At 51.6% G+C, this 23,905-nt stretch carries 20 protein-coding genes; 5 read left to right on the top strand and 15 right to left on the bottom strand.

Annotated features, from left to right (window positions below):
* Positions 1 to 133 precede the first annotated feature (133 nt).
* The gene (locus ETV65_RS02250; RefSeq protein WP_129951376.1) at positions 134 to 1,762 is read left to right on the top strand and encodes an ABC transporter ATP-binding protein; all 1,629 of its coding nucleotides are present in this window, start codon (positions 134 to 136) and stop codon (positions 1,760 to 1,762) included.
* On the opposite strand, the gene ETV65_RS02245 is transcribed toward ETV65_RS02250, so the two are convergent.
* The 7 genes from ETV65_RS02245 to ETV65_RS02215 form a co-directional block, all read right to left on the bottom strand.
* Positions 1,755 to 2,612 (bottom strand): rhodanese-like domain-containing protein, encoded by an 858-nt coding sequence (locus ETV65_RS02245; protein ID WP_129951375.1) that lies wholly within the window; start codon positions 2,610 to 2,612, stop codon positions 1,755 to 1,757. The genes ETV65_RS02250 and ETV65_RS02245 overlap by 8 nt on opposite strands.
* On the bottom strand, positions 2,605 to 3,603 hold the full coding sequence (locus tag ETV65_RS02240) for an ornithine cyclodeaminase (RefSeq protein ID WP_129951374.1): 999 nt from the start codon (positions 3,601 to 3,603) through the stop codon (positions 2,605 to 2,607). The genes ETV65_RS02245 and ETV65_RS02240 overlap by 8 nt, the downstream gene beginning before the upstream one ends.
* Position 3,604: 1 nt before the next feature.
* Complete coding sequence (locus ETV65_RS02235) at positions 3,605 to 4,603, bottom strand: D-cysteine desulfhydrase family protein (RefSeq protein ID WP_129952115.1); 999 nt, start codon at positions 4,601 to 4,603, stop codon at positions 3,605 to 3,607.
* Between the two features lie 62 nt (positions 4,604 to 4,665).
* A complete protein-coding gene (locus ETV65_RS02230) occupies positions 4,666 to 6,048 on the bottom strand; it encodes a M20/M25/M40 family metallo-hydrolase (RefSeq protein WP_129951373.1) in 1,383 nt (460 codons plus the stop codon).
* Positions 6,045 to 6,959 carry an ABC transporter permease gene (locus ETV65_RS02225; RefSeq protein WP_129951372.1) on the bottom strand — a complete coding sequence of 305 codons (915 nt, stop codon included), beginning with the start codon at positions 6,957 to 6,959 and terminating at the stop codon, positions 6,045 to 6,047. The genes ETV65_RS02230 and ETV65_RS02225 overlap by 4 nt, the downstream gene beginning before the upstream one ends.
* A gap of 1 nt (position 6,960) precedes the next feature.
* On the bottom strand, positions 6,961 to 7,806 hold the full coding sequence (locus ETV65_RS02220; RefSeq protein WP_129951371.1) for an ABC transporter permease: 846 nt from the start codon (positions 7,804 to 7,806) through the stop codon (positions 6,961 to 6,963).
* Positions 7,803 to 9,296, bottom strand: a complete 1,494-nt coding sequence (locus ETV65_RS02215) for an ABC transporter substrate-binding protein (RefSeq protein ID WP_129951370.1) — start codon at positions 9,294 to 9,296, stop codon at positions 7,803 to 7,805. The genes ETV65_RS02220 and ETV65_RS02215 overlap by 4 nt, the downstream gene beginning before the upstream one ends.
* Before the next feature lie 186 nt (positions 9,297 to 9,482).
* Between ETV65_RS02215 and ETV65_RS02210 the strand changes: the two genes are divergently transcribed.
* Positions 9,483 to 10,148, top strand: coding sequence for a GntR family transcriptional regulator (locus ETV65_RS02210; protein WP_129951369.1), 666 nt, complete (start codon positions 9,483 to 9,485; stop codon positions 10,146 to 10,148).
* A 65-nt stretch (positions 10,149 to 10,213) separates the two neighbouring features.
* On the opposite strand, the gene ETV65_RS02205 is transcribed toward ETV65_RS02210, so the two are convergent.
* Positions 10,214 to 11,725, bottom strand: coding sequence for an anion permease (locus ETV65_RS02205; RefSeq protein ID WP_129951368.1), 1,512 nt, complete (start codon positions 11,723 to 11,725; stop codon positions 10,214 to 10,216).
* Positions 11,726 to 12,331: 606 nt separating this feature from the next.
* Between ETV65_RS02205 and ETV65_RS02200 the strand changes: the two genes are divergently transcribed.
* Entirely contained in the window at positions 12,332 to 15,109 is a 2,778-nt protein-coding gene (locus ETV65_RS02200; protein WP_129951367.1) for a flavocytochrome c, read from the top strand.
* Between the two features lie 69 nt (positions 15,110 to 15,178).
* Here ETV65_RS02200 and ETV65_RS02195 read toward each other — a convergent pair whose 3' ends face one another.
* Positions 15,179 to 16,066 carry a LysR family transcriptional regulator gene (locus ETV65_RS02195; RefSeq protein WP_129951366.1) on the bottom strand — a complete coding sequence of 296 codons (888 nt, stop codon included), beginning with the start codon at positions 16,064 to 16,066 and terminating at the stop codon, positions 15,179 to 15,181.
* 105 nt (positions 16,067 to 16,171) lie between these two features.
* On the opposite strand from ETV65_RS02195, the gene ETV65_RS02190 reads away from it, so the two are divergent.
* Positions 16,172 to 16,816 (top strand): NAD(P)-binding domain-containing protein, encoded by a 645-nt coding sequence (locus tag ETV65_RS02190; RefSeq protein ID WP_129951365.1) that lies wholly within the window; start codon positions 16,172 to 16,174, stop codon positions 16,814 to 16,816.
* A 57-nt stretch (positions 16,817 to 16,873) separates the two neighbouring features.
* On the opposite strand, the gene ETV65_RS02185 is transcribed toward ETV65_RS02190, so the two are convergent.
* Entirely contained in the window at positions 16,874 to 17,242 is a 369-nt protein-coding gene (locus tag ETV65_RS02185; RefSeq protein WP_129951364.1) for a hypothetical protein, read from the bottom strand.
* A 30-nt stretch (positions 17,243 to 17,272) separates the two neighbouring features.
* On the opposite strand from ETV65_RS02185, the gene ETV65_RS02180 reads away from it, so the two are divergent.
* The gene (locus ETV65_RS02180; RefSeq protein WP_129951363.1) at positions 17,273 to 17,911 is read left to right on the top strand and encodes a winged helix-turn-helix transcriptional regulator; all 639 of its coding nucleotides are present in this window, start codon (positions 17,273 to 17,275) and stop codon (positions 17,909 to 17,911) included.
* Positions 17,912 to 17,953: 42 nt separating this feature from the next.
* Here ETV65_RS02180 and ETV65_RS02175 read toward each other — a convergent pair whose 3' ends face one another.
* The 5 genes from ETV65_RS02175 to ETV65_RS02155 all read right to left on the bottom strand — a co-directional run bounded on the left by ETV65_RS02175 (position 17,954) and on the right by ETV65_RS02155 (position 23,591).
* Entirely contained in the window at positions 17,954 to 18,931 is a 978-nt protein-coding gene (locus tag ETV65_RS02175) for a fimbrial protein (protein ID WP_129951362.1), read from the bottom strand.
* A 10-nt stretch (positions 18,932 to 18,941) separates the two neighbouring features.
* Positions 18,942 to 21,491 carry a fimbria/pilus outer membrane usher protein gene (locus ETV65_RS02170; protein ID WP_129951361.1) on the bottom strand — a complete coding sequence of 850 codons (2,550 nt, stop codon included), beginning with the start codon at positions 21,489 to 21,491 and terminating at the stop codon, positions 18,942 to 18,944.
* A 152-nt stretch (positions 21,492 to 21,643) separates the two neighbouring features.
* Entirely contained in the window at positions 21,644 to 22,372 is a 729-nt protein-coding gene (locus tag ETV65_RS02165) for a molecular chaperone (protein WP_129951360.1), read from the bottom strand.
* A 94-nt stretch (positions 22,373 to 22,466) separates the two neighbouring features.
* A complete protein-coding gene (locus tag ETV65_RS02160; RefSeq protein ID WP_129951359.1) occupies positions 22,467 to 22,994 on the bottom strand; it encodes a fimbrial protein in 528 nt (175 codons plus the stop codon).
* A gap of 72 nt (positions 22,995 to 23,066) precedes the next feature.
* Positions 23,067 to 23,591, bottom strand: a complete 525-nt coding sequence (locus tag ETV65_RS02155) for a fimbrial protein (RefSeq protein ID WP_129951358.1) — start codon at positions 23,589 to 23,591, stop codon at positions 23,067 to 23,069.
* Positions 23,592 to 23,905: the final 314 nt, after the last annotated feature.

The raw sequence follows: 23,905 nt of genomic DNA, 5'->3' as shown, positions 1-23,905 counted from the left end.
GCGTCTGAGGGATAAACCCTGATAAATCATGCTTAATTAGCAGAAATTAATCTATGGATGGGATATTTTAAGGATTGTCGCTCGAAGATATACGATATATCCTTAATGCTTAATTCTTCGCCGGATCACCGCCATGACGACTGCCAGACCTTTGCTCGACGTTCGCCACCTCGCCATTCATACCGATGCCGGATTACCGCTGGTCAAACCGCTTTCCCTGCAGGTGAACCGCCGTGAAATGGTGGCACTGGTGGGGGAGTCCGGTTCCGGTAAGACACTGAGTTCGCTGGCGCTGATGGGATTGCTGCCGCCGGGAGTGAGTATGACGGGGGGAGAAATCTGGCTGGCCGGTAAATCCATTGCCAGTCCGCAGAGGACGTTTGACGCATCTGCGCGGGGTAAACGGCTGGCGATGATTTTTCAGGAACCGATGACCAGTATGAATCCGGTGCTCAAAGTCGGGGAACAGATAGCCGAAGTGCTGGTACGTCATCAGGGGCTGGACTGGAAACAGGCACACCGTGAGGCCATCGTTTTGCTGGATCGCGTCGGTATTCTGAATCCGGAGCAACGGGCGAAACAATATATCCATCAGCTTTCCGGCGGCATGCGTCAGCGGGTCATGATCGCCAGCGCGATCAGCTGTAAACCGTCACTGCTAATTGCCGATGAACCAACCACCGCGCTGGACGTCACCATTCAGGCGCAAATTCTGGCGTTGCTGCTGGAATTGCAGCAGGAAATGCAGATGGGTGTGCTGCTGATCACCCATGACCTGAGCGTGGTAGCGCGTTACGCCGACCGTGCTTACGTCATGCATCAGGGAAGTCGGGTGGAAGAAGGGCCGGTGGCAAAACTGCTGACCGATCCTCAGGAGCCTTACACCCGTAAACTGATTGCCGCTTCCCAGCCGGAACCGCGCCCGGTCACCGCAGCAATCTGCGCGGCATCGCCGCTGGTTCGTTTACACAACGTGAGCAAAAGCTATCCGCAGGCGCAGCATCTCCCTTTTGTACCGGCAAAACGGCAGACCGTGCTTTTCCCGACAACACTGGATATCCGTCGCGGTGAAATTCTGGGGCTGATCGGTGAATCCGGCTCGGGGAAAACCACGCTGGGCCGGGCGATCATTGGCCTGACGGAAACTGACAGCGGTGATATCGAATTTGACGGCGTTTCCCTGACCCGCGCCAGTCACGCCACACGGCAAAAAATGCGCAGCCGTGCGCAGATTATCTTTCAGGATCCTTACGCCAGTCTGAACCCCAAAATGACCATCGGTGAGCAAATTGCTGAGCCGCTACGTGTCTGGAAATTGCGTCCTGCCGGACAGATTCAGGCGCGGGTAGAGGAATTACTGAAACGGGTGGGACTGGAAGCACATCACGCCAGCCGCTTGCCCGGCGCATTTTCCGGCGGTCAGCGTCAGCGCGTGGCCATTGCCCGTGCGCTGGCATTAGAGCCAGAGTTACTGGTGGCGGATGAAGCCGTGTCGGCGTTAGATCTCTCGGTTCGCGGGCAGATACTGGCATTGCTGGATGAACTTCGCCGGCAACTCGGCCTGACCGTGCTGTTTATCAGCCATGATCTCGCCGCGGTGAAACAAGTATGTGACCGCGTGGTGGTACTTTATCATGGCAAGGTTGTGGAAAGCGGACTCACTGCACAGGTGCTGGGCGCGCCGCAGCATGCTTACACACAAACTTTACTGGCGGCAGCGCCGGATATCACGCAGGCGCTGAAACTGCGCAATGTCAGTTAAAATCCGTCAGCAGGGGCAGTTCAGGATGACCTGCCCATTCATGCCAGGAACCGACATAAATGGCCAGTTGCCGGTAACCCGCCAGCTGCAAAGCGATGAATACTGTGGCGGCGCGTGCGCCCCGGTGACAATAAATAATGTTCCGCCGGTCGGGCCGCAGTCCGGCTTTTTCCGCGCGATGGCGGATTTCGCCGGCATCCAGAAACCCGCCGTTATGCACCACATCCTCCCAGAACAGCAACTTCGCACCGGGGATCCTTCCTGCCCGCTGACAGCATTCATGCGCAAATTCCCCCGTGAATTCTGACGGACGGCGTGCGTCCACAATCTCTGCGCCCGTTGCCTGTGCCGCAAGCACTTCGGCCCGCGTGGCCGCCAGTGCGATGTTCATGCTGGCGTCCGTACGGTAATCCGGATTGTCGGCGCTTATCACTGCGCTGTTGCCGGTTCCCGGTATGAGATCGCCGCCTGCGCGTTGCCAGGCATCCAGTCCGCCATCGAGCACCAGTGGCTGACAGATACCGCCGCATAGCGCAAACCATGCACCGCGCGGGGAGCGCATACCGACCTGTTGTTCAAAGAAAACAGGCGTGACGCTGTCACTTATAGCCAGTTCCTGCCAGGCAGACCGAAAGGCATTGAACAGGCTGTTCACACCGGCCTGGGTGCTGTCGGGAATAAAGTAATCATAGACATTCAGGTGAAGTGCGCCCGGCAGGGTTCCGGCCTGCCACTGCGTGATTTCACGGACATCAATCAGCGCAAACTGTTCGCCATTTTTGTGGCGTTCAAGCAGTTCGGCGGCGCTGATAAGGATGCGCGGCAAGGGTAATGCAGAATAATCAGTCAAGGTAAAATGACTCCGGAAAAAGCGGTAATAACGTACCGGTTCCCTGTTGCTGCGCGAGTGCCAGTACGCGGGCTGCCAGGGCGATGTCGAAGACGTTGAGGCCAAACGAGGAGAAATACACACTGTCATCCGGCGCAGGCCGCCAGCCATCGAGCAGCAGATGGGTTAAATCGGCATCTACGCGGTCCGGCGAAAATTTTCCGGCGCGGTACATCTGAAAAAGACTTTTGGCGCTGGTTTCGCAGAAATCTCCCCACAAATCGACCACCACCCGTGTGGCGCGGGCAATCGCTTCGAACGCGACTTCGTGATAACCCACCTGGATAACCAGCCTTCCGGGACGGATTGCCTCCGTGCCCAGCAGGGGTTCTGCGGCGCTGGTGCAGGTGATCACCGCACCGGCGTCCTGTGCGCAGGCGTGCTGTAAATTGCTGAACCTGATCAGCGGCCACGGCAGATTTTCGCTGTCCGGGGCAAAAACCGTTGCGCTGCGGCTCCACCAGCTGACCTGTTTCAGCTCAGGGAAAAGCTGGCGCAGCATCTCAAGATGCGCCGTGGCCTGCACGCCGGTGCCGAGCAGGAGGACGTGCTGAACCGGGCGCGGTGCGGCATGGCGCAACGCCAGCGCCGAGACGGCGGCGGTGCGGGTGGCCGTCAGCGCGGCGCTTTCCACCAGCCCGAGTGGCAAACCATTATCTGCGCGGTTAATCAGCGTCATCGCCATCGCCTGCGGCAGACCGTCGTGTGCATCGGGGCGATGTGCCGTCCATTTCACCCCTGCGGCATTGAAACGGCCGCCCACACTGGCGGGCAGCGCGTAGGCTTTTCCCCGGTCGCCACCGAGAGTGACATGGGTTTCCGACGGCATCTGCGCCTGTTGCTGACGGATTAAGGTGACAACGTCACGAATATCATCCAGTGCAGCCTGCGCCTGCGTACCGCCGAGCGTCATCACATCCTGCTGACTCAGATAGCGGAAACCCTGCGTCATCTCAGTGCTCCAGCAAGGTCTGCGCAAAGGGGTACAGCGCCGGAGAGCCGCCGCAATGGACGAAAATCACCCGTGAACCGGCGCGGATTTTACCTTGCTCCACCAGACTGATCAGCCCGTGCATGGCTTTGCCGGTGTAGACCGGATCCAGCAGTAAACCTTCGGCCTGGGCGACGCGATAGATGGCTTCAATGCCGCCGTCAGACGGCACGCCATACGCGGTGCCGACGAATCCGTCCTCAATCCAGATATCTTCCGGCGTCCAGTTTTGCGGCCATTCCAGCAAATCCGCGCAATCCTGCGCCATAGCGGAAATCCGTGTCTGAAACCATTCTGCTTTGGCGCTGACGCTGATGCCGGCAATTCTGGTGTCCGGCCAGTATTTGCGTGCGCCGACGTAAAGCCCGGCAAGCGTGCCGCCGGAACCGGTCGGGGCAACAATCACGTCCGGCGGCAACTGATTGCGTTCTCTCAGCTGGGCGTCCATTTCTTCTATGGCACGCACGTAACCCAGTGCCCCGAGCGGTGTGGCGCCGCCGAGCGGAATAATCAGCGCCTTTTCGCCCCGCGCCTGTGCGGCGTCGGCATGGGCATTCATCGCGCCTTCAATTTGGGTGAAATAGCCCTCGGGATCGAGAAATTCCAGCTCCGCACCGAACAACTTATCGAGCAGAAGATTGCCCTGATAGACATCCGGCTGATTGCCACGCAACACCAGCACCGGTTTCATGCCGAACTTACGTGCCGCTGCCGCTACCATGCGGGCGTGGTTGGACTGATGTCCGCCGGTGGTGATCACCACATTGATCTGCTGACGGCAGGCGTCGGCCATCAGATATTCCAGTTTGCGGACTTTGTTTCCGCCTCCGCCAAAACCGGTGTAATCATCACGTTTAATATCCAGCGTGATGCCAAGTGAATCGCCAAGTGTGTTCAGGCGCTCCAGCGGTGTGGGGAAAAATCCCAGTGAAACACGTTCAAAATCATCTGTTTGTTTCATCATAATTTTCCTGCTGATTATCTTTTAAATATTCCCGGATGTTGACGCAAAGCTTCGCCGGCTTATTCCGGCAAAGCAGAAAAAGAGCTGTCATGGGTATAAAAACGGATCCAGTCAGTGACGGATTGCTGAAAGCGCTCCAGCCCGTGCAGGGTGACAAATTCATTCACGCCGTGCGCATTGCCACCGTGACCCAGGCCGCCAATCAGGAAGGCCGGTGCGATGCGGGCAAAGGTATACGCCGGTGCGCAGCCTGGTGCCCACGGCCAGATCTGCGGTTTTGCGCCCTGTAGCTGGTAGCTGGCAAGCAGGGCATCGACGCCGGGGCTGTTGCGCGGGAAACGGTGGCCGGGATAGCTGTCGTCCAGCTCAAGCTCCACGCCGCCAAATTCCGCCTGGCTGAGCGTCCGGCGGACGTCTGCCAGCAGATTTTCACCGTCAATGCCCGGCGGCACGCGCAGGGCGAGTTCCGCGCTGGCGCTGTGCGGGATTACACCCCGTGCCTGTTGCGGGTCACTGCGGATTTCTGAAATGTTAAGCACCGCGCCGTTAATCAGTTGTTGCAGGCAGGCCAGCGTATCGCCGCTGACCGATAAGGTTTCGCTGTGGCGAAAGCGCAGTTCATCGCGAATGCTGAAGTGTTCCGCCAGCGTATGCAGCAGCTCGTTTGCCGCCTCATCGACGGGCAGACGCGCGATGACGCCGCTGTTTACGGCGGGCGCAATGGTATGTAGGGCATGAATCAGCCGCCAGACGGGGTTGGCAATCCAGTTGGCATTACTGGCGTGGATCGCTGCATGAGGGCCGCCCCATGCGCCGCCACTGACGCGTAAACGGCCGCCGCTCAGTCCGCTGAAACCAAGATACACGCGGGGTTCGCCCCCGCCGTACTCGCACAGCGAGGGGAAAAATACTGCACCGGCGGGCGGCACAGGGCACGGTTCCTGCGCCAGATAACGGCGTAACCGGCCGCTGCCCGTTTCTTCTTCGCCTTCGAGGATGATCTCGAGGTTGACGTCCAGCCCGCCAGTGTCGCACAGCGATTTTATCGCCATCAGCATGCCTGCCAGCGGCCCTTTATTGTTCTCCGCACCGCGTGCGATATACACCGCGCCGGTGCCCGGCCATTCAGTCATGCCGCCGGTGAAAGGCGGGAATTCCCAGCCTTCATCCGTGGCGGGCATCACGTCGTACATGTTGTACAGCACCAGCGTTTTCGCCGCCTGACGCTCAATGCGCATATGTACCAGCGGCGGGGTGCTTTCGTCGTTTTGCAGGCTGACCGGCAACACCGGCACGCCGTTCAGTTGCTGGCGGATCCAGTCTTCCAGCCACTGTGCCAGTTCGCGCTGCTGGCTGAGCTGGCCGGACACACTGGCAAACGGCGTCATCGCATTGAGTAAATCGAGCGTCGCTTGCAGTGAGGGGGAAATGGAACGTGTCACAGGCGGATCCTCGGATTGAGTACCACATAGAGCAAATCGATGATCAGGTTAATGCCAACAAACACCAGCGCGGCGAGCAGCACAATGGCCTGTACCAGCGGGAAATCGCGGTTCTGGATCGCCTGGACCGCGAGGCGGCCGATACCCGGCCAGGCAAAAATGATTTCAGTTACCAGCGCACCGCCAAGCAGCGAGGCAAAATACATGCCCTGCACCGTAATGACCGGGATCAGCGCATTGCGTAAACCGTGGCGAACCACAATACGCCAGCGGCTCAGCCCTTTGGCGCGGGCGGTGCGGATGTAATCTTGTTGAAGAACGTCAATCAGACTGGCACGGATCAGACGCGCAATGGCGCTCATGTAATACGCACCAAGGCTGATGGCAGGCATCACCAGCTGACTGGCACTGCCATAACCGCCGGAAGGCAGCCAGCGCAGGTTAAGGCTGAAGGCGATAATCAGCAGCAGGCCAAGCCAGAACACCGGCACCGCCTGGCCGCTGAAAGCCAGCAGGCGCGAAATCAGATCCCACACTGTGTTCTGATATAACGCGCTGATGATGCCGAGCAGTAAACCGGCGGCAGTGCTCCAGAGTAACGCGGTAAAGGCCAGCAGCAGGGTGGCGGGAACGCGCTGGCCAATCAGTTCAGTGACCGGCTGGCTGTAGCGCAGCGATTCGCCAAGGTTGCCCTGTAAAACACCGGTCAGATAATGCCAGTACTGCCATGTCAGTGAACGGTCAAAACCCATGCTGTGCCGGAAGTTATCAATTTCCTGCTGGCTGGAGCCCGGCGGCATCATCACCGCCGCCGGGTCACCGGTCAGGTGCAGACTGTAAAAAATCAGCAGTGACACACCAAACATCACCAGTACCGATTGTCCGAGGCGTTGCAAAATATAACGCAGCATATCAGTCGAGCCTCGTGTGGGTTTTACGCAGCAGGCTGTCGCCAAGCAGATTGCAGCCAATGACCAGTGCCGCAATCACCAGCCCCGGGTACAGCACCAGCCACTGTGCAAGCAGCATGTAAGAACGGCCTTCGCCGATCAGATTGCCGAGTGTTGGCGTCGGCGGCTGAATGCCCATGCCGAGAAAACCAATCGAGGCTTCCAGTACGATCAGGCGCGGGATATCCAGCGTCAGCAGCACAATCAGCGGCGTCATCAGATTGGGCAGCACATGGCGCAGCACAATACGCGGGGTGGAAAATCCCATGGCTTTGACCGATTCGATAAATTCCAGCTCGCGGATCTCCAGCGTTTTGGCGCGGGCGACGCGGGCATAAATCGCCCAGCTGGTCACGCCCATGATCAGAATAATATTAGTCAGCGACGCGCCGAACAGCGCCATTACCAGCAGGATCAGCAGGATAAAAGGCACCGCCAGCTGAATGTCCATCAGACGCATGATCAGCGCATCAAGCCAGCCGCCGGTGTAACCGGCAATCATGCCCAGCGCCGAGCCAATAACGGCGGCAATGACTGCGGCCAGCATCACCACCATCAGCGAGAGACGCGTACCCGATAAAATCCGCGACAGCAAATCACGCCCCAGCTGATCGGTGCCCAGCAAATGATGACCGTCCGGCGGTGAAAAGGCCGCAGCCAGATTGTTTGTCAGCGGATCAGGCAGGGGCAGCCACGGCGCCAGCAGCGCCGGGACAATCACCAGTAACAGCAACAGTGCGCCGAGGACCCCGTCGCCATAAAACCGGCGGCGGGATTTCCGTTGCAGGGTTGTACGCAGTGAAATCATTTAATCCTCAGATCAAACAGCGGGATCCGCGAATCAGCGCGGCCGGTGAAGGCTACGTTGTCGGCGCTGGCATACAGGGAATCTTCTTTGTACAGCGGGATAAGCGGTTGCTGCCTGGCGACAACCTCCTGTATCTGCTGCAAAATTTTCTCACGTTTGGCCGGATCGACGAGGGTACGGCTGCTGTTGAGCAGAGTATCCAGCTCTGGCGAATTCACCGTGGAATACGGCTCGCCGGAGTGCAGGATCGGATAAAGCGCGGCATCGGCGTCCAGCGTCTGGGTTGAACCCCATGCCAGCATGTACATCGGTGCCTGTTTTTGCGCCGCTACCTGTTGGGTATAGACCGACCATTCCGGCACCTCGAGTTGCGCTTTCACGCCGATCGCAGCCAGATCCTGCACAATCGCCTGGGCGACGTCGGCGCTGGCAATATAACGGCGGGGAGCCTGGAAGCGCAGGGTGAAACCTTGCGGATAGCCAGCTTCTGCAAGCAACGCTTTGGCTTTGGCGATGTCCTGAGCGGGGGCGGGGATGGCCTCATAACCAAAATCTTTCGGTCCGGCCATGGTGCCGGTCGGTGTGCCAAAACCGTGCAATAAATCGCGGGTATAAGCCGCACGGTTCAGTGCGAGTGATAACGCCTGGCGTACGCGCACATCGTTCAGCGGTTTCTGGTCATTCTTCAGTCCGAGGTAAATGGTCAGCCCGCCATTTTTTACCTGCTCAAGATGTACGCCCGGCTTGTTTTTCAGCGCCGGTACCAGATCAGCCGGTACACCATCAACCAGCTGTACTTCGCCGGTCAGCAGAGCAGTGATGCGTCCGGTAGCCTCCGGGATCGGACGCCAGGTCACGGTATCAATGGCGGGTTTGCCGCGCCAGTAATCCGGATTGGCCTGCATCACCACTTTTTCATCGGGAATAAACGCGGTAAGGGTATAGGCGCCTGAACCGACCGGCTTACGGGCAAATTCTGCCGCACCGACTTTGGTGACATACGCCGGTGGCACAATATAGGTCGGGTAGCGGCTCATGCGCGTTGGCAGCAGCGGGTCGGGGCCGGCGGTGTGGATGTTCACCTGATACTCGCCGGTGATTTCCACGGATTTGATGGTGCGGATATAGGAAATGGTCGGTGCGTGATTAGCAGGGTCAAGAATACGGTCAATGGAGAATTTTACCGCCTTCGCATCAACCGGCTCGCCGTCGCTGAACTTCACGCCCTGACGCAGGGTGAAGGTCCAGGTGGTATCATCCAGTGGTTTCCAGCTTGTCGCCAGCCCAGGCTGCAACTGCATATTGGCGTCGCGCAGCACCAGCGTATCGAAGAGGTTATCCACCAGTGTGGCAGACTCTTTCAGGAAGCCCGGATCCATGGCCGTGGCGGAAGCCGGTTGGCCGATCACCAGTTCAGAGGCGAAAGCAGCCGGTGTTGCCAGGCTGATAAGCAGGGCGAGTGAAGCCAGTTTGAAGGCAGGTATTCTCATTACGGTCATTCCCAAAGTGAAGCCGTCAGAAGAGTTGACGGAATTAACGTGAAGGTGTGCGTCACAAAAAAGGTCAGTCAATATTCAATTCTTCAATACATGATATATCCTATATAATGTATTTTTTGCAAGCTACGGATTAAACCGCAAAAGAAAAGCCATTATTTTGCTAAAGGAAAACGTCACATGTTTGAGATGGAAAAAGCGCAGCGTGTCAGCCTGACCATGCAGGTGGAAGCCAAACTGAAAGGGGCATTAATCGTCGGCGTACTCAAACCAGGCGCGCGGCTGGTGACCAAAGAAATCGCTGAAAAACTGGGTACCAGCGTGACGCCGGTGCGCGAAGCGTTGCTGCGTTTAGTATCGGCCGGTGCGCTTGATGCCACACCGGCACAGGCCTTTCTGGTGCCTAAAATTGCACCTGCGCGCTATCAGGAAATTACGCTTATACGTAAAAATCTTGAAGGTCTGGCGGTGTCGCAAGCTTGCGGGCAGATCACTGCGGAACAGATTGCCTTACTGAAAACCCTGAATGCCCGATTTATGGCAGCGAAAGTGGAAAATAACGTGGAGGGCGCTTTAGAGGCGAACCGGGAGTTTCGCTTTACGCTGTATGACATGGCCGCGATGCCCACGCTGACCGCGCTGATTGAGCAACTGTGGGTGCAGATTGGCCCTTGCTTTAACTATCTTTATCCCCAGTCGCCGCATATGGCGCAGGGGCAGCACAATTACGATCAGTTGTTACTGGCGCTGGAAGCCGGTGATGATAAACGCTGCGTGAAGCTTATCCACAAATCGATTGATGACGGCGCGGCCATCCTGAGTAAGCATTATTTTCTACAGGAATGACAGATGGTTGCGGTGATGCAAAAAGGGTTGCCAGACTGCGGGAGGCAGTCTGGCGGGGGCACGTATCAGAACATCATGACCATCCACGGGTAGGCAATCAGCATCATGCTACCGAGGAAAATCGCACCAAAAATGGTACCGAGACGCCAGTAATCTTTGGTCGGCAGATAGCCACTGCCGTAATAAATCGGGCTGGGGCCGGTGCCGTACGGGGTGATGATCCCCATCACACCCAGCGAGGTCACCATCATCAGGCAGTAAACCGGCATGTTTATGCCCGGTATGGCCGCCGCGATTGTCAGCATAGCCGGTAACAGAGCGGTGGTGTGTGCCGTGGTACTGGCGAACAGGTAATGCAGCAGGAAGAATGCAATCAGCAGCATAACAGCGGCGACCTGCGGGTCGAAACCGTTAAGCAACTGGCCGCCTTCTTTACCCAGCCAGGCGATAAAACCGACACGGGCCAGGCCATCCGCCAGCGCCACCAGAGTGGCAAACCACGCAAAGGTATTCCAGGCCGGTTTGTTACTGGTGATGTCGTTCCAGTTCAGCACGCCGGTCCATAGCATCAGCACCACGACCAGCAGTGCAGCCAGCGCGGGTTCAATCCACGCCGCAGCGAAAATCCACATCAGCAGCGCAGAACACACGAAGATCAGCAGCAGGATCTCGTTGCGCGACAGCTTACCCAGTTTCTCCAGCTCACTTTTCGCCCAGCGCGGCACCTCATCATTAATTTTCACTTCCGGCGGATAGAACCAATAGGCCAGCAGTGGCATGGTCAGGATCAGCAGTACGCCCAGGGGCAGGAAGGCCAGGAACCACATCCCCCAGGAAATAGTAAAGCCGGTGATGCTTTTGACTAACGCCAGCGCCAGCAGGTTCGGGGCCAGCGCCGACAGGAACATCGAACTGGTGATACATGCCGCGGTAATCGCTACCCACATCAGATAAGAGCCGATTTTACGCGCACTCGGGTCATTCGGTTTGGAGCCATATAAGGGTGGCAGGTTGGCAATGATCGGGTAAATGGTCCCGCCGCTGCGTGCGGTGTTGGATGGCGTGAAAGGTGCAAGCAGCAGATCCGCAAAGGTAATGGCGTAACCTAACGTCAGGCTGCGGCGGCCGAGATATTTCACCAGGATCAGCGCCAGACGGCGGCCAAACTGCGTTTTGTCATACCCGGCGGCGAACATAAACGCGCCAAAGATAAGCCAGACCGTCGAGTTGCCGAAGCCGCTCACCGCCCATTTGAATGCCTCGGCGGGCATCTTAAATTTTGGATTAGCGATTTCGGCCGGGCTGAATAACAGCCACTGGCTGAACAGGGCGATTACCACCACACCGGTCAGGCCGATCACGGCGCCAGGCAAGGGTTCAAAAATCAGGCCGACTATGACGCCGACAAAGATAGCGAAGAAATGCCACGCATAGGGTTCAAGCCCGGCAGGGACCGGGGTCAGCAGTAAAAGCACCGCCACCAGCACCGGCAGGAACAGCATAATCAGACGTTTTGTGAGTACCCCGGAGGCCGGATCGGCTGTGCCGGGATCATTCAATGTGGATGTGGGTTTCATAAATTTTGTCTGCCCGTAATTGAGAGTGAGCGTTACGCCACGGTTATCTGAGAGGGTGTTCTGATTCAGAAAACCATTAATTATTCTTTCGATCTGAAATGCGTTAAGCGGTACGTAATGATGGTGGATCCTTTGTGACGAAATTAAGACGTTACTATTATTCTGAGGTAAATGTTCTCAGGCAAAATGGCGTAATGCATTCATTCAGCAACACATGACATTACAGAAATTGTGGTTAATTTTTTTTGACGTTAATCCGTTTAAATGACTGTAGAGTAAATTTGAGTAAACGCCAGTTTTGCGGTCAACGTACTGATTTTCAAGGTGGAGTTTTTTATGTTATTCTAAAGTTGATTTTTGTCAACTCATCATTAACAATTGATGATGGTATCGGTTTTCATGCCGGTTAAATAAACAACTCCTGCTTAAACAACGTTTATAACGCTAATTTTATCGTCTGATATAAATACATTAGCCCACAGATTTCTGTATTCATCACCTGCTCCGGGTTGCTTAATTAAATGGTAGTTTTTATTTACGGTAAGCAAGGATAAGCAATGCGGCCACGAAAAAATTCAAGACTTACACATTTCGGAGTTGATCATAATGAATAAGCTGACACCGGTACTTAATCCGCTCACGCTTCCTAACGGTGCGGTACTGAAAAACCGTCTGCTGATGGCCCCCATGACGACCTGTACCGGCTTTTATGACGGTACCGTGACCAGTGAACTGGTGGAATACTACCGCGACCGTGCCGGTAGTATCGGTACAATCATCGTCGAATGCTGCTTCATTGACCGTATGGGGCCGGCGTTCCCGGGCGCGATCGCTATCGACAGCGACAACAAAATTTCCGGTCTGAAGAAAATTGCTGATGCCATTAAATCTAAAGGTTCAAAAGCGATTCTGCAGATTTATCACGGCGGCAGAATGGTGGAGCCGGAACTGATCGGCGGCCGTACGCCAGTGGCACCAAGCGCCATTGCTGCGCCGCGTGAAGGTGCGACCCGGCCGAAAGAGCTGACCGGCGAAGAAGTGGACACGCTGATCACCAAGTTTGGTGATGCCGTGAACCGTGCCATTAAAGCCGGTTTCGATGGCGTGGAAATCCATGGCGCAAACACCTACCTGATCCAGCAGTTTTACTCGCCGAACTCCAACCAGCGCACTGATAAATGGGGCGGTGACCGCGACAAACGCGCACGTTTCCCGCTGGAAGTCCTCGAGATCACCCACAAAATGGCGGAACGCCTGGCGGATGCGTCTTTTATTATCGGCTACCGCTTCTCGCCGGAAGAACTGGAAGTCCCCGGTATCCGTTTTGACGATACAATGTATCTGCTGGAAAAACTCGCCGCCCGCGGGCTGGACTACGTACACTTCTCAGTCGGGCAGTTGTTGCGTCCTTCCATTGTCGATACCCAGGATCCGACGCCACTCATCACTAAATACCGTGCCATGCGATCTGAAACCCTCGCCAAAGTGCCGGTGATTGGCGTCGGCGGGGTGATCAATAAAGCTGATGCCGAAAAGGGGCTGGAATACGGCTTTGATCTGATCGCCGTCGGGAAAGCCTGTATTGCTTATCCGGACTGGGCTGACCGTATTATCAATAACGATCATCTCGAGCTGTTTATCGACAGCCATAAACGCGAAGAACTGAACATCCCTGAGCCGCTGTGGCGCTTCTCGCTGGTTGATGCCATGATCCGCGACACCAGCGTCACCGGCCGTAAATACAAAGCCGGGGTTTATCAGGAAAAAGTCGAAGCTGAAGCGCTGAAGCTGAAGATCAGCGTTACGCTCGATACTGACCGTATTACTGATATTGCACTGGTCAAAGATGACTCGCTGGACGTCGATTTCACCACCACGTTTGAAAGCCTGCGAACCCGTATGCTGGTCGCCAACAGTCCGCATGTCGATGCCATTACCGGCGCGACCACCCAGAGTGAGGCGCTGAAAAAAGCGGTCTCACGTGCGCTGGCGACGTCCAGTAAAGAACATGTTATTGAAGAGGGCGGTAACCCGCAGGCGCCGCAAAACTATGATGTTGTGGTGGTGGGCAGCGGTGGCGCAGGGTTGGCTGCGGCGATTCAGGCACATGACGAAGGCGCGCATGTGGTGATTATCGAAAAAATGCCGACCATCGGCGGCAATACCATCAAAGCTTCAGTGGGGATGAACGCCGCAGAAACCCGTTTCCAGAAACTGAAAGGCATCGAAGACAGCAAAGAGCTGTTTTATGACGAAACGCTGAAGGGCGGCAAATTCAAAAACAATCCGGTGCTGCTGAGAGAGTTTGTGGAACTGGCCCCGGAAGCGGTTGAATGGCTGGCGGCGAAAGAGATCGAACTGAACGATATCACCATCACCGGCGGGATGAGCATCGACCGCACGCATCGTCCGGCGGATCGTTCAGCAGTCGGCGGCTTCCTGATCAGCGGTCTGGTGAAAAACATCAACAAGCGCGATATCGAAGTGCTGCTCGAAACCACCGTCGCCGAAATTCTGTCTGAAAATGGCGTGGTGACCGGCGTTAAAGTGGTGGATGAATACAATGACAGCCGCATTCTGAATGCCAAAAGCGTGATTGTCGCCACCGGAGGATTCAGTGCCAACCGCGAGATGGTGGTGAAATATCGCCCTGAACTGGATGGTTTCGTGACCACGAACCATGCAGGTGCAACCGGCAGCGGGATTGCCTTGCTGCAGAAACTGGGCGCAGATACCGTTGACATGGGCGAAATACAGATCCACCCGACGGTAGAGCAGACGACTTCTTATCTGATTTCAGAGGCGATCCGTGGCGGGGGTGCGATCCTGATCAGTCAGGCCGGGAAGCGTTTCTATAATGAAATGGAAACCCGCGACAAAGTATCTGCCGGGATTATCGCGTTACCGGAAAAAAGTGCATGGGTGATCTTCGACGAACAGGTGCGGGCGGGTAACAAAGCGGCCGACGAGTATATCGCCAAAGGCTTTGTGATCAGCGCGCCTACGCCGGAAGAACTGGCGGTGAAGCTGAATATGGATCCGCACACGCTGTCGGAAACGTTGTTGCGCTACAACCTGTTTGTCGTGGAGAAAAAAGACGAAGACTTTGGCCGCACGACTGCGCTGCGTCACCCGCTTAATCAGGGCCCGTTCTTTGCCATCCGCATCGCACCGGGTGTGCATCACACCATGGGTGGCGTGACCATTAACCCTGATACCGCCGTGCTCAATGTGCAGAAACAGGCGATCACCGGTGCCTGGGCCGCAGGCGAAGTGGTCGGTGGTATCCACGGTGCGAACCGCATCGGTGGTAATGCTGTCGCCGATATTATTATCTTCGGCATTCTGGCCGGTAAAAATGCGGCGGCGCTGGCGAAACGGTAACCTTCTCACTGTTCACCGCGTCAAAGTGAAAATCCACGCACAAGCGTGGATTTTTTTTGGCACGGGGGTTCAGCCAAATGCTTGTTTTACAGCCTGAATAAAACTGCGGATCTTCACAGTTTGCCGTAAACCGGCAGGTGTCAGTACATGCATTGGTCGCGAAGGGCCTTCGTAGCCGGGTAAAACCTGTATCAGCCGTCCTGCATTTATTTCTTCCTTCAGCACATCTTCCGGCCCCAGTGTCACGCCATATCCGCTGACAGCGGCGTGCAGCAGCGCGCGCCAGTCGTTCGAGCGCAAACGGCCCTCTGGGTGAATTTCCTGCATTTTTCCTTCTTTATAAAATTGCCAGCGGCAGGGGGCCTGTGGCGACCAGATACCGTAAACCAGACATGAATGGTTGGCCAGTTCTGCAGGCGTTTCCGGCACCCCATTTTGGGCAAGATAGTCCGGAGACGCACAGGCAATCAGCCGGTACGGTCGCAGCGGATAAGCAATCATCTGGCTGTCAGTGAGTTCACCAATTCGCAGGATCACCTCATAACCTTCTTCAACCGGATCGACCAGACGGTCGCTCAGGGTCAGCTCTATTTGTGTCTCCGGATATTGTGCAAGATAGTGCGTGATGAAAGGCGTCAGCGAGGATGTGCCGAAGGTAACCGGAGCGTTAACGCGCAAAGTGCCTGAAGGCGTGATTTTCATCTCAAGGGCGATGGCATCCGCCGCTTCGGCTTCTGAAAGCACGATTTTACAGCGCTCATAATAACTGCGTCCGATATCCGTAAGATGTTGACGCCGCGTCGTGCGGTTGATCAGTGGCGTCCCCAGTCGCGATTCGAGATGGGCAATATGCTTCGCGACCATTTGCGGGGAAATACGTAATGCCTCAGCTGCGGCCGCGAAAGAACCGAGATCGGCCGTTCTGACGAATACATTCATGCTGGTTAAACGATCCACGATTCCCTCTTATATGTTGTTTGTGTGTGTCGATAGCGACGATTTATCAATATTGAGTAGGGAATTATTCTTAACCTATCGACAACAAAATGAAAGGTAAAAATCATGAAAATAGGCATTATCGGGGCAGGTTTTGTGGGCCGGGCAGTGGCGAAACTGGCGATAAAAGCCGGACATCAGGTCATGCTCAGTAATTCGCGGGGGCCTCAGACGCTATTCAGCCTCAGGCCGATGATCGGGTGTGAAATCGGTACGGCCACAGAAGCGGCTACTTTTGGCGATATCGTGGTGATTGCTGTGCCACTGACGGCTATCGGGCAATTGCCGGTCGCGGAAATCGCCGGAAAACCGGTCATCGATGCTGTGAATTATTATCCCGAACGTGACGGTCAGGTGGCAGAACTGGACAATCAGACCACGACCACCAGCGAATATCTTGCAGGCTTCCTGCCACAGTCAAAAATCACCAAAGCGTTCAATGCGATTCAGATGACGGATCTTGAAAAAGACGGCTTACCTGCCGGAAACCCGCAACGCCGGGCATTGCCTGTCGCCGGCGATGATGCGGAAACGAAAAAAACGGTCATTGCGTTATACGACGCATTTGGTTTCGACGCCGTTGATGTCGGCGCACTTTCCGAAGGCTGGCGCTTCCAGCGCGGCATGCCGTCCTATTGTGTGCGGATGACCGAAAGTGAATTAAAGGCTGCGCTGGAAGGCGCAGTCAGGCCGGAACCGGCAGGAAGATAAAAAAGAGAGGTATTATCTTGCTCGTCCCCTGCACAAGGGGGCGGGCTGAGCGCGCTGTCAATTGCCAGCTATGGCGACAACTCTTGTGGTCAGCACAATCCTGGCACTGATCAGCGTAAACAACGCGATGATCCATGCCATCGTCACGACGAGCAGCACCACGCCGCCTGTTTGTCTTTTAGCATCACGGGCATCTAAGGTAAATAAATGGTATTGGCAGTTAAAATATCTGTTCAATATTATTTGGGCGCTGCTACCCCGAAAGTGTTTAACTTTTGATTCACGGTTGTGAAATTCAGTGATGGCATTCAGCAGCAGAATGTCGGCAGGGGAAATATCTGACTTATGAATTAAAGTAGTTAATGTTTTTAAGTTTGACCGAATAAAAATAGAGTGCCACTCTACTCTCTTAAAGGGTATAATCACATTTTTATTTAGTGCGGAGCTCTAAAAATAATGCTTTTTGAAACAAAAAGAGATATCCTCAATGCGCATACTAGAATAATCTTTGATTTCCTTTTTCCATATTCGACAGAACTTGCAGTGATGGGGGGTAGTGAATTTTTATTTACTGATGAAAATAATGTTTCATTTATCTATTTAGTGAAGTCTGGTCATTTTCTCGTCAAAGACCTCTCTGCGGGAATGAGCATAAAAACGGTATCAGCACCTTATATTTTAGGTATGGCTCAAGGGTTATATCCGGAAAAAATGAATCTTTTGGCTATTGAACATATTTCAGATGGTGTGATTTACCGGTTAGAAAGTCAGCGCGCCATTGAAATAATTTCAAAAAAACAATGCTGGAGTTCTCTGGCGCATTTTCTGGCATTTCAGATCGGCTTTCTCTCCAGCCGATACTATGATATTTCGCATAGAAGTAGCTATCTGGTGATTAAGTCATTGTTGATCGAAATGAGCAATGAGCCTGATGAAATAATCCAAAATTATAGTATCGAAAAATATATCTCCGAAAGATGTTACCTTGGCAGAAGTGGAATAATGAAGATTCTCTCTGATCTGCGTAAAGGCGGATATGTTGAAATAAAAAGAGGGAAGTTGATAAAAATTAATAAACTCCCTGAGAAATACTGATGACTTATGAGGGAGTCACCGATGACCCCCCTCATAAACGTATTAATCATAGCGTATATTAAATGTCGCTTTACCATTGGCTTTACCCGCGACCACGTTATCCATTATCTGGTAGTATTCAACACTGAATAATAACGAGGTTGTACCCATTACGTCTGATGTGAAGGGGATATCTTTCCTCAATTCAACTGGCTGACTGTTATGCTTAATTCTTAGACTGATCCCTTCGGCACTTCCTGGGATTTTATCTAATGCGATCAGCCCATTGGAAGGTTTTGCTTCAGGTTCAATGCCATCAAATACAATACTGTATTGCATTTGGGCATCACAATTGAGATCAATTCTGAAATTCCGCTCGCCTACACTGCTACCCGGTCCTTTGAAATCTTTAACATCAAAGCGTCCTAAATCAACGTGAATGTTTTCATCGGAAAGTGTACAGGCAGAGGGTGCGATTAGGGTACTGCCAATATTAATGTGAGTAATATCACTCCCGCCATCAGTGATTAATTTTGCATAACGCCCCGCGGATAACACACCGGCCGTTGTCTTACGGTCATTGGTTTTAATTAATTCTAGTTTGTATTGTGTATTAACCGGGATATCACGTTGGCAAATCGTATTGTTACATTTTAAATCAAGATCCCAGGGGAACGGGTGCTCAGTTAATGATAAACGATATCCGACACCCGGAATGTTTGTACTGTAAATATTGTTTTTTAATAAATTTCCTAAATTAATTCTGGCGTTTATTTTACCCCCACCCTGACAGTTGAGTATCTTACTGGCTCCGCCACTGGAAGGGTCTGTCAATACTTGTTCATAAAGCACGTAGCCCGCCGGACGATTGTGTGGGATCACGATATGTCCGGGAGTAAATGTTAATTCACGCGCCTGCTCAGTCGATGTGCATTGAGCATGGCTTAGTACAGGAAAAAAGAAGAGAAAAAATATCCCTGTCTTCGTGAGTAAAAGTGACATTTTTGTCACTGGCTTTCTTGTTGTTCCTGGTTGTAACATTATTTATCTCCTAAACACATAATCCATTAACTTCAACCATTGAGAATTTTTTGTCTTTACTGTCTTTACTGTCTTTGGGAAGAGCAGGAAGTTCAAACGCTGCCTGGCATTGCTCATCTTGTTCATCTCCCCACTTTACGGTCACGATTCCTTTTTTTGGCATACCAATCAAATACACTAAGCCATTATCTGCAACAATACTGTTGCTACTATTTTCACCAGCTGTTGCTGTCGCGCCAAAAGGAATTTCATGATTGTCAGGGCGCGATAATGTCATTAATACACGCTCTCCTGAACGGACATTAAAGTCAGCTAATACTAATGCACCATCAGTAGGGATGACATTATTCATCGTTGTGGCAATCTCTAAATTGCTGGCCAGAGTATCGGTGTCGAGCCCAATTGCATTAATCCTGTAGGGCTGTATATTTGGCACGACGGCATATCCCCGGCTGTCGGTTTTAATTCCGACACCATTTGTAATCGAAATATTTTCCTGATCAGGTATTCTGACCAATGCAATGGGGGCATCGGAAGATAATGGTTGGGAGAGTGTTACACCATAAGGATGTGCCAGTATTGCACCGCGGATACCATAACTTAATCGCCGGTTTGCTAAAGACTCGCTGTAATTACTGGTCAGTTCAGCAGATGATCCTTTGTAGACGGCATTAATGCTTCCCCCATCACTATCATTTCCCACAGTGGAATTGATACCATAATTCAGATTGTTGCCTTCAAGAAGGGTGCCATTGATTCCTGCCGTCTGGACAATGTGGTTGGAACTGTCTGATGTCATGGAATATGTCGCCCAGGTTTGCGGTAATAAACTTTCTAAAGGTACCTGAAGAGTTAAGGCGAGTTGTTTATCTGGTTCGCCGTTTTCGCTCTGTGTATAGTTATAGTTAATGCTTAGTGTCATAGCCCCATAACTACCGCTATAGGAAACTGAAAAATAATTATCGGGTTCCTGATCCCAATAGTTTTGTCTATATGCATAGACTGAAATGGAACCATAATCTTTCAATGGTTGGCTGAAACTCACTTCATATCGGTCATGTTTTTGGCCAGATGATAAGTTTGAGTCATTACTGATAATGTCCAACGCATCTTCAAAAGAATAATAGTCTTTACCCGGAAACAGGAAGGCGGATAAATTAATTTGTGTTCCCATGCTGTTAAGAGATTTTGCATACTTTAAACGGTATGACTCTCCTGAAAAAACTTTACGGTCAGTGCGCGTTTCCGAATGTGTCGCATCAACAGACACCGAACCGAATGGCCCTAATCCGAGGCCATAGCCAAGCTGTTGCGCTGTATATTTATCACTGTTGGTCAAACCACCGTATACGGTTGTATCATGTGGCAAACCGTAAAGCCCGGTAATTAAAGCAACATTAGGATCTTGAGCGGAACCACTGTCATTGTTATATTTCCCCGCCATAACTTCGTATTTCAGATGTCCTTCCCGCTGCATTACAGGGACTGAGCCAAAACTTTGCGTAAATTTGCGTTCACTTCCGTCAGCTTCCTTAACGGTGACGTCTAGGTCCCCACCCCCCGTACTGGGGAATAAATCAGTTATTTCAAACGGACCCGCGGGCACATAGGTTTGATAAACTACATACCCATCCTGACTGACCGTGACCTGAGCATTTGCGGTATTTGCTATGCCGCGGATAACAGGAGCAAAGCCACTTTCCCTGCTTGACATCATTCTGTCTTCGGAGGCCATTTCTACCCCGCGAAAGGCGAAACTATCAAAGACATCACTTTGGGTTGAATCGTCACCCAATGTTAATTTCCCTTTTAGTTTAGCAATATCCTTCTGCAGGTAAGTATTGATATTGTTCCATTTATCACCACTGGAATTATGACTCCAGGTTGTGTAATTCCTTAATCGCCATGCTCCCAGATTTACGCCATTACGTAAATTAAGGTATTGATTGCCTTCTTCAGAATCAATATTTTTGTCATGGGTTTGGGCACCGCTAAAGTCATAGCTGGTAAAAACAGTTGCCAGTCCCTGACTCCATTGTTCGGGGTCAATGTAATCGGAAGGGATATTTTTCATTAAGATCTGTGGAATGTTAACGGTAACGCGTTGTTGTTTGAAATTAAATTTAGCGTATGCTCCTTCAATTTCCTTATCAATATCTACAATAATGCTATCGTCTTCAATATGTGCAAATGCAGGTATTTCATCAATTTTAACACCTGCTTTTCGGTATTGGCTCAATGGGATCTCTGGCTCCAATTCGCCTTTCTCATTCTCTACAAAATTAATATCCCGTTGTCCGATGTTTTTTTCATTTATAAATATTTCGACGTGATATATACCCGGTAGCTGTTTACCCGGCGTATTGAATCGAGACAGGTCTACCTGCTGTCCACCTCCAGGGCCATCTAATTCGAGTGCGCTTGCGTCATAATATTTTTCTGCGCTTAAGGCTAACGTCGGGTTGAGGATGATCAATAATTCAGCACACGTTATGCAGGCTATTTTACGCCAGGAATATTTTGGCCTTTTTGCGGCTTTCGGGTAGAGCAATGTTGACATGATCAATCCTTTAATCTTACAGCTACGCCTTCCTTTGATATGAATAAAAAGGGAGCAATTCTGACGTCTTGTCAGTGAGAATTGTTAAGTAAAAACACAAAATGCCACCCTCATCAGTAAATGCGGACGGCATGAGAAAACTCACTTAAAAATCAGAGTTTCGATGATTCTGCAGGTGTTGTCTGGCCCTGATCGCCCAGCGTTGTCCATGAGGCGGTCGCTTTGCCTGACGAATTCCCTAAGTCATAAGTCATTGACGAATTGGGTGCGAGCATTGCTTTGTTTTTAATCACCAGCTCTTTGTCATCAACCTTGAGTGAGGAAAATGTCAGATAATACGGGGTTGGGTTCGTGGCAACGAGTTGGTTTCCCTGTTTTTTGAACGTGATTTTTTGATAAGCACGGGTTGCTTTATCCCCGGAGAGCGCTTCAGGACGATAAATAAGTTTCAACGTTGACTTGACTGAAAATACCATCGTGTTCGAGTCTTTCTTTTCGGTCTCAGGTATAGACTTTATATTCAGCCAGAAGAGGGATTCGTGATCCTCGGGCAGGGCGGCACCATTATGAATAATACGCAACACATTTTCTTCGCCTGCAGAAAGGCTGAAGAGTGGAGGAGTAACGATAAAAGGAGATTTAATTTTAGATTTTGATTTTTTCTTTATGGCATCTGTTGCAGAAGGGGTGTCTGATAATGATTCAACCCACGACTGGATCAGATAATTGTTGGTTTTGTCTGGGTTTGATATTTTTATGACGGAATCCTGTTTCTGTTCCTCATAAATAACACGCGTTGCGCCGATTTGTATACCCGCAAAAACGAATGATGATTGGGTGAATAGAATGAGAGGCAACAGGGCCTTTTTCACAAAGGACATAAAGAGATCCAAAAATTGAAAATATAGTGAACCTTATTCAATGAGACCTCCTTTTCAGGCTGTCTCATAGAGGACCATTTTTTACGGCTATCTGTTATTCGTACTGAACAGAAATATTGGTAGCCATAACAAACTGACCGACTGCGGCTTCACCTTTGGTAGAGCGAATGTTTGCAGTGAAAGGCAGTCTTATTTTTGAATCACTTTGGGCCGCTGCTGCCACCTGAATCGGCGTGTTAGGTGATACCTGGGCGCCATTCATATCTTTCAGTTCAATAACGACACCGTCATCATGTTCATGCGATACAGCGAAGTCGCCCGTTGAACCATATTCATCACCAGAAAACTGGAACTGAAAACTGGAATAACCTGTCGGGCAATCTGTCATATCCACATTGAATTGGACTGCCGGCGAAGTTGCTCCCACAGTATTGAGAGTGTTAGCCTCGATAGTGCCCAGATCGATATTGCTATTGTCCAGACCACTATTATTGATATCAATTGTGCAGATGCTGCCTGCTAAACTTCCTTTAAAATTAACGGTACCGGTTGCCGAGGCGGTTTCCATTAAGCCCAGAGTAAGTAAGATACTCAAAGGAAGTGCGATAATTTTTTTGTTCATAATATATCCATATATTGGTGGTGTTTATTAATGTTAATTATTGTTGCAGAATGAAAAACTCGGCATCAAGCATCATTCATAATGAACATTTATACCATTAGACATAACGAAATTACCTTGATTAACTACATTGTTTATTGCCAGTAAGTTTACAGTGAAATTCATGTCAGCAGACTGTTCATCTTTAGAGATATTGGTTTCGAGTATCTCATTAGATTGGACGTTCCGGCCTTCACTGTCTTTGATTTCATAGAATACACCGGAGCCCATTGAATCCGGAGCACGGAAGTAATTGTTATTAAAAGATGCACTGTTGCCAGCAAATTCAATTGAATAAGATGAAGCACCGGTGCACTCTTTAAGGCTTATAGTGAACGGAACGGGCGTCGAAGTTGCGCCGGTATTAGCGGTCAGCGTCTTGACCGAAATGCTGCCCATATCCACATCGCCTACCGTAGAACCACTGTTATTCACATCAAGGATGCAACTATGCGCAGTTATTGAACCGGTGAAAAGTATAGAAGCAGCAGAAGCAGTATTAATACCGCCAATCATCATTAATGCTGCTATGGATGCAGGAAGTAATTTTTTGTTCATATTTAATCCTTTAATTTACGAGTAATGCTCGATGTATCTATCCGTATAAGGAATCCTTACCAACCTAAATATAATAAATACATATTATATAGAGCATGCTAACTATAGAGGCATATTGATGTTATAGCTATAGTAATTTCATAGTTGTCCAAATTCGGATTTTAAATCGGAATTAAATAATTCTACAAAAGGGATGTAATAATACAACGGGGAAGGGACGTATGAATTTAATTTGTTAATTAAATGAAAAGAAGTGAATCCCACCTTCTGCAATGCCATTTAATAATAAGGCGATACTGCAAAAGATGGGACAG

Origin of the sequence: Rahnella sp. RFA10(1/100) (assembly GCF_004195115.1) — a bacterium.
Lineage (GTDB): Bacteria > Pseudomonadota > Gammaproteobacteria > Enterobacterales > Enterobacteriaceae > Rahnella > Rahnella perminowiae.
This window is presented reverse-complemented; position numbering and strand designations above follow the sequence as displayed.

Coding starts and splice junctions, on each gene's coding strand:
- ETV65_RS02160 (WP_129951359.1), bottom strand. CDS start 22,994: ATGAACAAAAAAATTATCGCACTTCCTTTGAGTATCTTACTTACTCTG.
- ETV65_RS02225 (WP_129951372.1), bottom strand. CDS start 6,959: ATGCTGCGTTATATTTTGCAACGCCTCGGACAATCGGTACTGGTGATG.
- ETV65_RS02250 (WP_129951376.1), top strand. CDS start 134: ATGACGACTGCCAGACCTTTGCTCGACGTTCGCCACCTCGCCATTCAT.
- ETV65_RS02180 (WP_129951363.1), top strand. CDS start 17,273: ATGCTTTTTGAAACAAAAAGAGATATCCTCAATGCGCATACTAGAATA.
- ETV65_RS02175 (WP_129951362.1), bottom strand. CDS start 18,931: ATGTTACAACCAGGAACAACAAGAAAGCCAGTGACAAAAATGTCACTT.
- ETV65_RS02220 (WP_129951371.1), bottom strand. CDS start 7,806: ATGATTTCACTGCGTACAACCCTGCAACGGAAATCCCGCCGCCGGTTT.
- ETV65_RS02200 (WP_129951367.1), top strand. CDS start 12,332: ATGAATAAGCTGACACCGGTACTTAATCCGCTCACGCTTCCTAACGGT.
- ETV65_RS02190 (WP_129951365.1), top strand. CDS start 16,172: ATGAAAATAGGCATTATCGGGGCAGGTTTTGTGGGCCGGGCAGTGGCG.
- ETV65_RS02170 (WP_129951361.1), bottom strand. CDS start 21,491: ATGTCAACATTGCTCTACCCGAAAGCCGCAAAAAGGCCAAAATATTCC.
- ETV65_RS02235 (WP_129952115.1), bottom strand. CDS start 4,603: ATGAAACAAACAGATGATTTTGAACGTGTTTCACTGGGATTTTTCCCC.
- ETV65_RS02215 (WP_129951370.1), bottom strand. CDS start 9,296: ATGAGAATACCTGCCTTCAAACTGGCTTCACTCGCCCTGCTTATCAGC.
- ETV65_RS02155 (WP_129951358.1), bottom strand. CDS start 23,591: ATGAACAAAAAATTACTTCCTGCATCCATAGCAGCATTAATGATGATT.
- ETV65_RS02210 (WP_129951369.1), top strand. CDS start 9,483: ATGTTTGAGATGGAAAAAGCGCAGCGTGTCAGCCTGACCATGCAGGTG.
- ETV65_RS02240 (WP_129951374.1), bottom strand. CDS start 3,603: ATGACGCAGGGTTTCCGCTATCTGAGTCAGCAGGATGTGATGACGCTC.
- ETV65_RS02205 (WP_129951368.1), bottom strand. CDS start 11,725: ATGAAACCCACATCCACATTGAATGATCCCGGCACAGCCGATCCGGCC.
- ETV65_RS02165 (WP_129951360.1), bottom strand. CDS start 22,372: ATGTCCTTTGTGAAAAAGGCCCTGTTGCCTCTCATTCTATTCACCCAA.